The sequence below is a fragment of the Atopomonas hussainii genome, assembly GCF_900109735.1.
Classification (GTDB): domain Bacteria; phylum Pseudomonadota; class Gammaproteobacteria; order Pseudomonadales; family Pseudomonadaceae; genus Atopomonas; species Atopomonas hussainii.
This window is the reverse complement of sequence record NZ_FOAS01000002.1, coordinates 287,453-300,136: the sequence shown is the minus strand read 5'-3', so window position 1 is coordinate 300,136 and position 12,684 is coordinate 287,453. Positions and strand designations below refer to the sequence as shown.

Sequence of the window (12,684 nt, the reverse complement as noted above, 5' to 3'; positions counted from 1 at the left end):
GACTAACAAACCACCGCGCGCCCCTGCTTCGCAGGTAACATAGCGGCATGCCTGAACAACTCCAGCAGCAGGTGGAAACCTGCTATCGCCTTGCCGAACAGCACTTTGCCCGCCCCTTTGCCCGCCCTGTGGTGAGCTTGGCCCTGCGTGGGCAAAAAGCCGGCGTGGCGCATTTGCAAGAAAACAAGCTGCGCTTTAACGCCGCGCTGTATCGGGCCAATCGCGAGCATTTTTTGGCGCAAACCGTGCCCCATGAGGTGGCGCACCTGATCGCCCATCAGCTGTTTGGCAGTCGCATTCGTCCCCACGGGCCGGAGTGGCAAGCGATTATGCGCAACGTGTTTCAGCGCCCGGCCGAGCGTTGCCACAGTTACAGCGTGGCGCAACGACCACGCACGCATTACCTGTACCGCTGTGCTTGCAGCGAGCCCCTGCCCTTCACCGCACAGCGCCATGCACGCGTGGCCAAAGGCAGCCGCTATCTGTGCCGGCGCTGCCGCCAGCCGTTAGCGTTTAGTGGGCAAACCTGCCAACGCTAACGACCCAACATAAAGGTTTCGTATTCGAGGTTCTCGAGGGTTTTGGTCAGCATATGCAGACCCACCATCACCACCACAAACAGCGACACGCAGAAACCATAACCAAACCAACTCGGCCCCAGCATGTGGCTAAGCCAAGTTAGCAAGGCGTTCAGCAGCAAAAACAAGCCGGTTAACTGGGCGACCAAATCGCGCTTATCCAAATAGAAAAACACGTTGAGCAGCGCCATAAACAGCACTTGGATACTGACGCCAATCAGATCCACGTAGAACAACGGCAAGTAATGGCGAGAGATGCCTAACCAATCGAGCAGCGCCGGCGCCCACAAAAACAGCAGCACCACGGTAATGCCCTGCACTTTGAAGATTTCAAAAATGCCTTGGCGAATAGCCAAGACCATCTGATCTTTCAAAAAGAAGATGTGTTTTAGCGTTTCGCCGCCGCGAATGGCGTCGTAGAGCTTCTCGTAGGTTTCGGCGAAGTCGGTTTCGATGCGTACCAAGAACACCGCCATGCCGGGGATCACCGAGAGATAGGCGAGAAAAATCGGCAAGTCATAGAGCAGCGAGGTGCGCAGCGGGCCAATCACCTGATCGGAGGTGACCGGGTTGTACCAAAAGATGAACTTATCCACCCACACGCCCGCGTTATAGGCAAAGCCAGTAAACAACAGGCTGGGGAACACCAAGCGCCGGGTGCAGAAATCAAACGCCACCATTTTATTGGCCGGGTACTCGCGCAAGATGTCATACAGGTACATAAACAGCAGGCTGGAATGCCCCACCAGCAAGGCCATCATCAAGCCGTTGACCTTGTAAGGGCGCAGCACCAGCGCACACGCCACCATCAGGGCATAACCGACCAGCATGACCAGCAGAATGCGGTTATAGGCCTTCATGCCCGAGAGGAAAATAATCACCAACCACAAGTTACACAGGGTGACGAAGTTGGCGACCATCAAGATGCGGTACAGCAAGGGCTCGTTAAACAACCAGCCCATCAAAGCTACGCCACTGATGCCCGACACTAAGGTGACTAAGGTCAGCACACCGATAAGATTGGGCAGGATCATTTCCGGCTTTTGCTCAAACAAGCGGTCGGAAATAAAACGGGTAAAAAACAGCTGCAAGCCGCCGGTCAAAATCAGCGAAAACGCCATCAGATAGGTCACGCTGACCAAGAACTGGCGAATCAGCAGCTCAGGCACCACCACGCCCAAGCTGAGGATACCAATCAGCATCACGCTGATGATCGACAACACCCACGGCCCCGAACTGATCAGCCCGGCGTACAGATAAGCGCGCAGTGTGGCGGTGTACGAGTCGCGCGAAAGTATCTTGCGCAGCTCAAAGCCAATGCCTGCCATCAGGCCTCCTTGGCGTCGTTATAAAGGTCGCGATAGCGCTGGAACATTAGCTCTTCGGTGTAAAAGTTAGTCACCCGCGCTAAGCCAGCCTGCTGCGCTTGTTGCCAACGTTCTGGATTACCCAGCAGATCAAGAATGGCGCGCGCCGAGGCTTGTGGGTCGGCAATCGCCACCGTGGCGCCGGCGCTACCCAGCGCGCGATCTTCCTCTGGGCCGCCTTCAATCAGCTCGCGGCACGAGCCAACGTCGGTAGCCACGCACGGCACGCCGGCGGCGTAGGCTTCGAGAATCACCAAGGGCTGCGCTTCAGAGATCGACGTCAGCACCATCACGCCCAGCTGCGGCATGATCTCGGGAATCTTCTGGAAGCCGAGAAACTTCACCTTGTTTTCCAGCCCCAAGCTCACCACTAAGCTGCGGCACTCGGCGGCGTAGGCCGGGTCTTCTTCGTCGGGGCCGACAATCCAACCTTCGGCTTCCGGTATCGCGGTGACCACGCCACGCATGGCACGAATAAAGGTTTTGATGTCTTTAATCGGCACGACCCGGCCAATCAGGCCGACGACCTTGGGGATCCCTTCGGGGCGTTTTTCCAGCGCATCGGCGTAGTGTTTCAAGCTGATGCCATTGGGAATCACCCGGCAGCGCTCGGCTTCGGCACCGTCGCTGATTTGCCGCTCTCGGTTACCGCCATACAGGGAAATAATCGGGTCGGCGGCGTTATAGGTGAGCCGGCCGAGCTGCTCGAAAAAGCTAATCCACATACGGCGGATATAGCCCACATCGGAGCTTAGGCCTTCGCCAGTTTCATGCGGGTTATCGGTAATCCAACTGGCCTGCGCCAAGTCGATTTTGCGTTCTTTGGTGTAAATGCCGTGCTCGCTGAGCAAGAACGGCCGGTGCCAACGCTGCTGTAAAAAAGCCCCGAGCATGCCGGCATAACCGGTGGAAACCGAGTGAATCAGCCGGCAATAAGGCGCGTTACGCGCCACTTCGGCAAGCAAAAACACCGGCGCATGCATCGAGCGCAGGGTCCAAAAATAATTCACGAAGGAAGGGTCGGTGCAGTACTGCTCATAACCTTCGGTAATGGCCTCCCACGAGGTGCGACTGTAGAGAAAGTCATCGCGCGACAGGCCATCGCCGTCTTGCAGCATGCGCATCACTTCGCCGGCCAACGCCATCGGAATGGTTTTCTCGTCGCCATGAAAGTGCTGATGCAGCTCACGCACTTTGGCCATGGCCTTGGGATTGCCCGGGCGACTCTGCGCTTCGCCTTGCTCCCACGAGGTTTCTAAGTAGTGACACTCAAAATGCACCACATTGGCGGGCATTTGGTATTGCTGCTTTTCGTAAAAGCGCGGGCTGCCACCGAGAAAAATCACCGCAAAGGTAACCTCCGGCAGGCCATTGATAATCTGGTGCACCCAACTGGAAACGCCACCGCGCACATAGGGGTAAGTGCCTTCCAAAAGCAGACAAACATCCGCCTCGGGGGTGGTTTGGAGCGGTTTAATCAACATTGCCAATACCGGGTCAACGGCGAGAACGGCAAACGCTGGCGGTCCTCCGCCGGTAATAATTGAAGGGCCGGGGCCACCGCAGCGAAGTCGCGCTGCAAGAAGGCCACCTCAGCCAAATAGGGTGCCAACTGGCCGATATCAAAGCCTTCGTTCGCGGCCCGCTGAAATGCGCTGCGCGCTTGCTCATGCAGGCCTTGCTGCAGGCAGATACGCCCGAGCAGGAACTGATCGGCTGGGGCATCGCGCAAGCGGATCGCCTGCTCGATATGTTCCCGCGCGCTGCCCAGCACATGATCTAGCACGCTGCCTTGGGCTAGGCCTAAGTAACCTAGCTCCCAATAATTCTGCGCCAAGCTGGCATGCAGGGCCGGTTGCTGTTCCGGCCTGGCGACATCCAACAGGCCTAGGGTGGTTTTAATTTTCAGGTTAATCGCGGTTTCCTGCGCATCGAGCATGGAATACGCCAGCAAACGTACGTCATCGACCGGGTCTTTCAGCGCCAATTTAAGAATTGGAATCGCTTCGCGGCTGGCCATGCGTCGGGTGGACAGAATGGCCGAGAGCCGCTTGTTCGGGTTGATCGCATGGCGCAGCACATCATGTAAGCCACCCGTGCTCATGCCCTGCCGGGTGTCGGGGGCCGAGGGTTTAAACGGCAACTCAGGTATCGGTGTGGCCGCCCACACCTGCGCTAACTTACGGCGCGGCAAATAGAGCGCCGGAAACACCGCCAAAACCACGCCGAGAATCCCTAAGCCGGGAATAAACAACGCCAAACTCAAAATAAACAGCGGGCTCCACGGCATCGGCGTCTTGTACTGCTTGGGCAGCAATTGCCAGAGCCCCGCGGTGAGGCACAGGGATGCGCCGCTGTGGCTCATGGCAAACGCCGTGAATGCCTGCCACACCGGAAGCTCCGCCGCTAAGCTGAACCAACCGGCCAGCTCGAGCACAAACGCGCTAGTGAATAGCCACTTCACGCTCATCCAGAGCACACTCGCTGATCAAGAAACGTTTCACGGCGGCCTTGCGCACCAGCCGGTTAATGGCTTGGCGATGAATCACCAGGCCCACTTCTTCGCTACTGCGGCCAAACTGCTCCTGCAGGGCTAGGCGAATCCGCTGCACATAGCCTTCGGCGCCGTCTTCGGCAGTCAGCGGCAATAGCGCCAACACCACTTTGACGCGCTTGCTGTTGTCGCACACCCGCAGCACATCAAGGCCACGCTGGGTGCTTTGCAACAGGCGTTGCAGGGTGTCGGACCACGAGGCATCGAGCATTTCAAAGGCAATCAAGGTGGCCGGCACTTCATAACGCTGCGCATCTGCCAGCGAACGCTCCAGATAGCGATTGAAGCGCGCGACGTCGATATCCAAATGCATGATTTCTTGCTCGCGGCTGAGCAAGATGTCAGCCAGATGCCCGCCCAAAATAGCCAGCAAATTGAGGTTACGCTCATGGAAGGCAAAGAACGGCATGCCAAAAATGGCCACCACGGCATGCATTTCGCCGTTGGTGTCAATCAAGGGTAAACACGCCAATAGCGGGCTCTTCTCTAGGTGCAGACCACTTTCGGCCATCTCCGGGCGCATGCTGATCAACTCGCGGTGCTCGAACATCAGTTGCACCATCGGGTCTTTGGCAAAGTTAATCGCCGGCAGCTCGCCCAAGCTGGCTAGCGGCTCTGGGATCACCTTGTCTTCACTAACGCGGTACAACGCGGCAACCCGAAGCGGCCCATAGTAGGCGAGCACATCCAGCATGCTCTCGGCCATCGCGGCTAGGGCTTCATGGCCCTGCACTTCATTCAAGCGCTGGCGCATCGCCAACAAGGCACTGCGTAAACTCTGATCGTTACCGGCGATTTTTTGCTCTAGGCGATCATGCGAGAGACGCAAAATATGGTGCGCGCGGGTGAACTCGTCCAAACGCATCTGCCGGTATTCGTTGGCGCGCTGCAAGCCTTCCAAGCGGCGGTCCCACAAATCGCGGAACTCCCCCACCAGCATGGCGCAGGCAAACAAACCCACCACATACGCCGCGGGCATTTGCGCATAAGCGCCGATGCCGAAACGGTGCATGCCGAGTAACACCAACAGCAACAGCAGCCCACTGACCAAGGCTTGCGCAAAGCCGTAGCGCAGGCCTAACAAGACCGGCGCAAACAACGACCAAGGAAAGCCGCTGAAGGCATGCAGCGGGTCGGTGGGCTCGGTCCAATACCCAAGCCCCAGCACCAGGGCCGTTAGACCGAGCGTTTCGACCCACGCTGCATTGCCAATCTTGCGGGGTGCAATGCGCAAATAATCCTGCATGCGGCGTTAGTCCAGCGGCAGCTCATCGACCAACTCGGCGAGCACTTTTTGCGCCGCGCCAGCCAGCGATTCTCGCGACCAACCGGCGCGCGCCGCACTGGTGCTCCAGAGCACACGACCGGAACCCGGCTCGATCACCTGCAAGGTAATGCCCACCGCCGGTTCGCCATCTAAACCATTCTTGTACTGCCACTCTTCGACACTGCCGGTGATGGCGTAAGCAAAGCCCTGCCGAGCCGCCCATTGCTGCGCCTCGTGCAAGCGCACACGGTCATCCAACTGCGGTAGCTCGCCAGCCTTACCCTGCGGGTAGCGCTGCGGCACTAAGCCTTCGCCAGCCAATAGGCTTTGCAAGATTTGCTCGGCACGCTCGCCGGCTTGCGGCGCTTGGGCGTAATTGACCAAGGGCAACAAAGCCCAGCGGGCCTCGCGGCTGAGTGGCTCGCTCGAGTGCTGAGTGTGAATAGAACAAGCGGCCAGCAAACTGGCCAACAGTAGAGTTACAACAGGCATGACCCGCATCGGTGGTTCTCCTTGTACTGCGCCAAGCTGGGCTTAGCGTCCAAATCGTGTGCTGTAGGTTAATTGCCATTGCCCGCCGGGCTGGCCACCGCTACCGCTGGGTGCCGAACTGTAGCCGTACAACAGCGCCAGTTCATCATCACCGAGCAGTTCCACGCCCAGACCAAAGCGTACGTTATAGGCGGTAGTTTTTTCCGGCCATTGATAACCAATCTGCGTATCTAACAGCCAAGTGAATTGCGGCATATAACGGTTGAGATGGCCGGGGATGCCGCGCTTCCACAGGCTACCGACATACACCTCACCAAAGCGCGCCGGTAACAAGTCTGCCGGTGTGGCACGCTGCTCGATACCATCATCGCCAATAAAGCCGCGCAACACGCCACCTTGGCTGGCCAGAATAGCGTCGGGCAGCTGTTCCTCGCGGGTGTTTTCTTGCCAAGTGATGCCGCTGCGTAAAATCCAATGCGGTTCGTGGAAGAGCAGCGTATGCGCCCATTCCACGCCGCCCTGCCAACCTTTGCCCAGCGCATCGCCATCGCGCAAGGCAAAGCGGTTATACGCACCGCGCCAAGCTAGCTGATCACGCGCGGTGACGTTAATGCTGCCATTGGCAAACACGCCCTCTTTGTAACCCAGCGCATATAACAGGCCCGTTTCATCGGTGCTGGTGCGCCAGTTCACACCGAGGGTGAGACTGTCTTCTTCGGCATAGCGCCATTGCCGCTCGGCAAATAAGCCAGTGCGGTCACTGTCGCTGCGCCAGCTACCATCAATACCCAGCGCCCAATGCCCATCCGCCAAGGGATATTCGTAATAAGCGCGTAACTGCTGCTCTTCGCCCATGCGTGCGGTATTCAGGGCATCGCCATGATAGCGACCGCGCTGTAGCTGAGCATGCCAGTAACCATCGCCCTGCCCGCGCGCGACGGTGATTTGCGGGCCGTCGAAGGTCAGCCCACCAAAATCGCGCTCGCCAAAGGCGACTTGCAGGCCCTGCGGATGGCGATCGAGCGTCGCTTGAGCTTGCGCACGCAAGGTGGCTTGGCGACTGGCCGGGCCGGTGTCGTTAAGCACGCTCAAGGCACGCGCCACGGTGCGCATGTCGTAACCCAATTGCAGGGTGATTTCGGCTTTTTCGTCGTCGCGCAGCTCGTCGCTGTGCAGCAGCTGCCAAAGTTGTTGTTTGTTTTTGCGCCGCAAGGCCGCTTGCAAGCGGATGAAACTGGGCTGACGTAAGTTGTGCTGTTCGGCCCAAGCCAGCCAGGGATCAAGCTGACCAACTTCATTCAGGCGCGAGAGCTGATCTAGCCATTGCTCAAACCAATACGCCAACAACATGCCCTGATACCGCTCGCCCTGCGTGGCCTCACGCTCTGCCAACCAACGCGCGGTGTTGGGCCCCATCAGGCTGTTGACCAGCCGCAGGTAGGTATTGAACTCTTCAGGCAATAGCTCTTGGGTTTGCGCGCGGTAGGTTTGCCACTTACGCAGCAGATGCTGGCGCATACGCCAGGCACTATCGGCCCAGCCAGCCAGCTCCATGGTATCGGTATACGCGGCCAAGCCCAGCAAGTCATCGGGCTTAGCTTGCACATGCAGCTGATACCACTGCAGTGCCTCACGGTAATTACCCAGCAAGCTATGCGCTGCTGCAAAGGGCAGCCACAGGCGCTGCTCACTGCGCGCGGCATTTCGCCACTGCTGCAGCAATGCAGGTAACGGTTCGCGCAACTGGTTATCGAGTAAGAACCACAGGTAGCGCTCTTGCACCAAGGGGTTACCCGGGAAGCGCGACAACATCGCTATGTAGATCGCCTGAGCCTGCGTCAGATCGCCTGCACGCTGCGCCAGAGTGCCTTTAATCATCCAAAACAGCGGCTCTGCGGCAAACTGCTCGGTCAGCCCTTTGGCGTGAATTTCATCCAGTAACTCTGCCAGCAATGGCCAATCCGCCAATTGCTCGGCCAACTGCAACGCCACCAGCAGCAAGCGTTGATCACCGCGCTTGCGCCAGCCTTTAAGTGCCAAAGCTAGGGCTTTCTTCGGGTGGCGTAGGCGATACAGCTCAAGCAAGCGTTCTTCTTGATCGCGGGTCAGTTTGTCGCTGATGGCCAGCAGCTGCTCCAACGCAAACTGGGCGTCGTCGTCCAGCTCCAGCTCCCACGCCAAGTCAGCCCGTAAGCGCCAATAGCGGCGTGCTAGTGCCGGCTCACTGCGCTGCAACAAGGCCTGTGCATCATCCACTTTGCGCAGCACGTGCCACGCTTGCTCGGGGGCAAACATGCGCCAATGCAAGTCAGCCCAGCGCCAATACTCTTCTAACGACAGCGGTAAATAGCGCGCCATGCCGGCAAAAGATTCGGCCTCCGCGGCCAGCAGCTGCATGTTTTCGTGTAGCTGGATGAGTTTCAGCCAAGCCAAGCGCTCTTTCGGGCGGCGCAGTAAATAGCCCAACAGCCAGGTGCGCGCGACTTCCGGCTCGCCGCGTTCTTCGTTAACAAACACTAAGGCGTTCAATTCTTCGTCGCTCAGCGCTTTGATTTGCGACAGGTCCGCCAGCAAGTCGCTGGCTTGGTCGTAAGCAAACAAAGATGTGGCCAAGCGCCAAGCATGATCGTAATCCGCCGCATCGCCACTGGCCTTGGCCAGTTCAGTCCACAGCGGCAGCGCCTCATAAGGCTTGCCCACCCACTCGGCCAACTGCGCCATCTGGCGCAGCAAGGTCGGGGTTGGCGCTTGTGCCAACAGCTGTTGCCCTAACGGCCACGCATCATGGATAAACCCGGCCGCCAAATTGAGGGTAAAAGCCTGCTGCAACCACGCCGAATCATCGGGCTGTAGAGCTTGCCAGCGCTGCAAGTAACTGCGTGCACGGGCAAAGTCACTGTGCCCTTGCGCTTCACGCAGGCCGGCTTGCAGCAGTTGCAGATCTAGCTCATTGGCCGTTAAGGCGGCCAGTTGCGTATCTAACCAGCGCAATGCTTGCGGCCCCTTGCCCGCCGCCACCATGCTGTAGAACACATCCAGCCGATAGGCTTGCTGCTCGCCGCCCTCGGCGGCCTGGGCCAGCAAACGTTGATAAACCTCTGCGGCGCGCGCTTCATCACCGGCGGCCCGATACCAACGTGCCGACTGCTGCAACCAATGCTTGGCTTGCTGGCCATCTTGCTCCGCCAGTTGCGCATACAGCTGCGCCGCAATACCGGGGAAGCCGAGCGCAAGGGCTTGGTCAGCTAATTTGATGCGTAAACGCGGCGCCAGCATCTGCGCCGTCAAAGCTTGCATTTGCTGCAACAGTTGGCGTTTAAGCGGCAGCGTTAAGCGCGTGGGGTCGGCCATGACCTCCTGAATCGCCAGCTCTAAGGCTAAATAAGCGGTGGCCGGGTCATCCGCGCGCAGCCGCTGTAAATGCTTGCGCGCACGACTGAAATCACCCACGGCAAGCAGTTGTTCGATCAACTGTTGACGCAGCGCTTGGTCCTCTGGCGCACTGCGCAATAGTAGTTCGGCATAAGTTAACGAGATAGCGTCTGCGGTATCGCCTTCATGCGGTTGCAAAACATCCTGACGCGGAAAGGCGAACATCAAGGCCACGAGCACCACCACGACGATCAATATCAGACCGCCGAAGCTGAACAGGCGTGGCCGCTCAGCGACAGTCGAGTTGACCATCTTTAATGCTCGTATAAGGAAGACTAAAAGCCACCGACTGCCCCTGACGCTGTCCGGCAAAACGCTGGCCATTGACCGTCAACGCACAGCTGCCTTTGCCGCGCACACTAAACTGCAACGGGTAAAAGCCAGAGAAGCCAACACGTACGGAAGTAGCGCTGAGGCGCCGCCAGGCAGTCAGCGGCAGATTGGCCTGCACTAGACCGATCTCATCACTCGGTGATGCTTGTAAATACAGCACAGCATTATCGGCGCTGAGATGGATGTAGCGCCCCGAGGCATCCTCAAAGGCACCGGCGACATTTTCCGAGCGGCGCAAATCGGGCCAACCCAAGGCACTCGGTACACGCAGGGTGCGCAGGCCACGCAAATTGCGCAATTGATAAGCCCCGCTCAGCGTTTGTGCCACTGAGGCGCGATAAAAGCCTTCCAAACGCGTGAGGTATTGGCTAATCCACAGAGGCATAGGTTGTTGCTGTTCGATATAGCGATACAAGTCATGCATGACCCGAATCGAAGCCAGTTCAGTGCCGGCATAAAAGTGATAGTAGAGGCTTAACGGCCTTAAACGCCGCGGCTGATTAGTGAGCTCGAAGGTTTCTTGCAACTCACGGAAGCCGTAATAAGGGCCTGTCCACAAGTTGGTGTACACGTTCTCATTCATGATCGGCGCGTAAAACTGCAAAACCCCATTAACCGGCCGAATCATCGGGTACAGGCCAGTCAAAGACGGGTAGGCATTGGTCAGCTTAGTCACCGCCCCGTTGATGTTGCCTAAGCCAGCGCCATAAGTAAGCCGCAGTGTTTCTTCATTGGGCAAGGCATCGCCTGACCAAAACATCACTTTGACCGGCTTTTGTGGCGTGGTTAGGCGTGAGTTGATGTAATCACGTGAGCCAATAATTTCCCGTTTAAAATCGAGCTTATAGCCGTGAATCGGCATGTGATAGCCGTATTCCGCGTTAAAACCTTCACGCTGACTGGCCACTTCGGGGCGCCAAAAAAACGGGTGACTGTAGGAGTGACTGGCTACCTCGACGGTGTCTTCGGCAAAAATCTCCCGCGCAATGGGCTCAAGCTCGCGGGCTAAATGCGGAAACTGCCCTTTAGGCCCCACCTCGCCTTCAATCACCGAAACACTGTGTAACAGCCCGGGGTAGCCGCGAATAAAAGTATCCAGCACGTACTGCCCAGCATACGGGCTGCCTGGCACCTCAACGCGCGATAAAAAGCCGTCGCCATCCAAGTGCACCGTCGCAATGCGGCGGCCGTTCTCAGTGCTGAACTCTGCCACCGGTTGTGGCTGCAAACGCAGGGCTTTTTGCAGGAATGCGAAAGGATCTATAAGCCAGCGCAACTGACTGGCCCCGCCCTGCTCTAGCACATAGGGATTGAGCACAAAGCCGCCCCACTCAGCAAGACCAGCCTGTAATAACTCGCTCCCGGAGGCATCGCTAAGTTGCAACAGAGGCGCAATTCGCCCGGCCGACGCGGCAGTGAACAGACTCAAACCACGCGTGCGCAGTTTGAGCTTGCCCTCGAAGCCCCACAGCTGCTCATCAAGCACCTGCAACTCTAGTGGCTTCTTAGGCGGCAGCTCATAAGGCTTTAAACCCAAGCGCGACAACAGCTGGTTACCCTGAACCGGCATGCCCGCCATAAAGGCCAGTGGAACACCTTCAGTGATCCGCGCGCTCAGCCACGCCTCAACAGCCACACTGTTTGCCGGCGCGCCACTGGTCATCCATACGACCACGCCAGCGTACAAGCCATGCAGCGGCTGTGCAGGCAGGCCTTGATCAGCAGCAAAATAGTCGACGCGATAGCCCAAATACTCCAGCAATCCACTCAGTAAGGTATGCGCCGCGTTATAGGCTAGCAGCCCCTCGCGCTGGTCATAGAGCACGGCAATGCGCCGTGGTTCAACACGCAAAGCGCCTTGGCCCAAAGTGTCTAACTCAGGGGTTGCAATCCAAGGAATAAATCCCTGAGCAACCAGTCGCTTGGCCAGCTGTTCGCGAGCCTCGCGCTGCGCTGCCGGCAAGTACTCAAGGGCGATAATCGGAATATCTTTAGCTTGTAGCGGCTGCAGCTGAGCGGCCAGCCATGCTTGGTCGGCAGCGGGCACGCTGCGAAACTCGCCGGTTGCCGCATTCCATCCCGCCTCTAACGACTCTACGGCCACGGCAGCTGGCTTGAACGACAAATCGCCAAGCACTTCAAAGCCACGGTTAAAAATCAGTAGCAACTCAGGGTGCTGCTGGCGCAAAGCCTCCAGCACACTGATCAAGGCTTGGCGCTGCGCTTCGCGAACCTCGGCAGGCGCTAGGTTAAAGCTATCCAAGGTATCGAAAAACAGCCCTTTAAAGCCTTGCTGCGCATAGGTGCTGGCCTGCGCCAATAAATGGTTACGCCACTTATCGCTCGTCAAGTCCATCACGCGGCTGCCCCACGCGGCATTCGCGGCTAAGCGGGCAGCAATAAAATCGTCACTGGCCGCATCGACATCAGCCATTTCGCCAATGGACAAATACGCAATGGCTTTGCTGGCTTGGCTAGTTAACTGCTGCAAGCCCTCAGCGCTGCTGTGATTGGGCTGCAAAACCACCCAGTCAAACTGGGTGAGTTCTTCGTAAGGAGGGGTAGTGCCATAGAAAAAAGCCACCGCAGGCGCAGCAAGCACCCCAGTCGAGCTGAGTAAGAGCACTAAGAACAATGCTAGACGCACGACTTATCCACTTA

The 12,684-nt window shown here is 57.9% G+C and carries 8 protein-coding genes; 1 reads left to right on the top strand and 7 read right to left on the bottom strand.

Going from position 1 to position 12,684, the window contains the following annotated elements; translation table 11 throughout:
* Positions 1-47: 47 nt before the first annotated feature.
* Positions 48-539 carry a SprT family zinc-dependent metalloprotease gene (locus BMX80_RS03030; RefSeq protein WP_074864925.1) on the top strand — a complete coding sequence of 164 codons (492 nt, stop codon included), beginning with the start codon at positions 48-50 and terminating at the stop codon, positions 537-539.
* Here the strand turns inward: BMX80_RS03030 and pelG are convergent.
* Genes pelG through BMX80_RS02995 form a run of 7 tightly spaced genes read right to left on the bottom strand, consistent with a single transcriptional unit; the run spans position 536 to position 12,670 of the window.
* Positions 536-1,906, bottom strand: coding sequence for an exopolysaccharide Pel transporter PelG (gene pelG, locus BMX80_RS03025; protein ID WP_071871176.1), 1,371 nt, complete (start codon positions 1,904-1,906; stop codon positions 536-538). The two genes, BMX80_RS03030 and pelG, sit on opposite strands and share 4 nt — an antisense overlap.
* A complete protein-coding gene (gene pelF, locus BMX80_RS03020) occupies positions 1,906-3,429 on the bottom strand; it encodes a GT4 family glycosyltransferase PelF (protein WP_071871175.1) in 1,524 nt (507 codons plus the stop codon). The genes pelG and pelF overlap by 1 nt, the downstream gene beginning before the upstream one ends.
* Positions 3,423-4,415, bottom strand: a complete 993-nt coding sequence (locus BMX80_RS03015) for a tetratricopeptide repeat protein (protein WP_074864922.1) — start codon at positions 4,413-4,415, stop codon at positions 3,423-3,425. The genes pelF and BMX80_RS03015 overlap by 7 nt, the downstream gene beginning before the upstream one ends.
* Positions 4,390-5,745 carry a PelD GGDEF domain-containing protein gene (locus BMX80_RS03010; RefSeq protein WP_074864918.1) on the bottom strand — a complete coding sequence of 452 codons (1,356 nt, stop codon included), beginning with the start codon at positions 5,743-5,745 and terminating at the stop codon, positions 4,390-4,392. Before BMX80_RS03010 ends, BMX80_RS03015 begins: the two co-directional genes overlap by 26 nt.
* A 6-nt stretch (positions 5,746-5,751) precedes the next feature.
* Positions 5,752-6,267 carry a penicillin-binding protein activator LpoB gene (locus BMX80_RS03005; protein ID WP_074864915.1) on the bottom strand — a complete coding sequence of 172 codons (516 nt, stop codon included), beginning with the start codon at positions 6,265-6,267 and terminating at the stop codon, positions 5,752-5,754.
* A gap of 33 nt (positions 6,268-6,300) precedes the next feature.
* Positions 6,301-9,942, bottom strand: a complete 3,642-nt coding sequence (locus BMX80_RS03000) for a tetratricopeptide repeat protein (protein WP_074864911.1) — start codon at positions 9,940-9,942, stop codon at positions 6,301-6,303.
* Positions 9,920-12,670: an endo alpha-1,4 polygalactosaminidase gene (locus tag BMX80_RS02995; RefSeq protein ID WP_074864908.1), complete on the bottom strand. Its 2,751-nt coding sequence runs from the start codon at positions 12,668-12,670 to the stop codon at positions 9,920-9,922. Before BMX80_RS02995 ends, BMX80_RS03000 begins: the two co-directional genes overlap by 23 nt.
* Positions 12,671-12,684 lie beyond the last annotated feature (14 nt).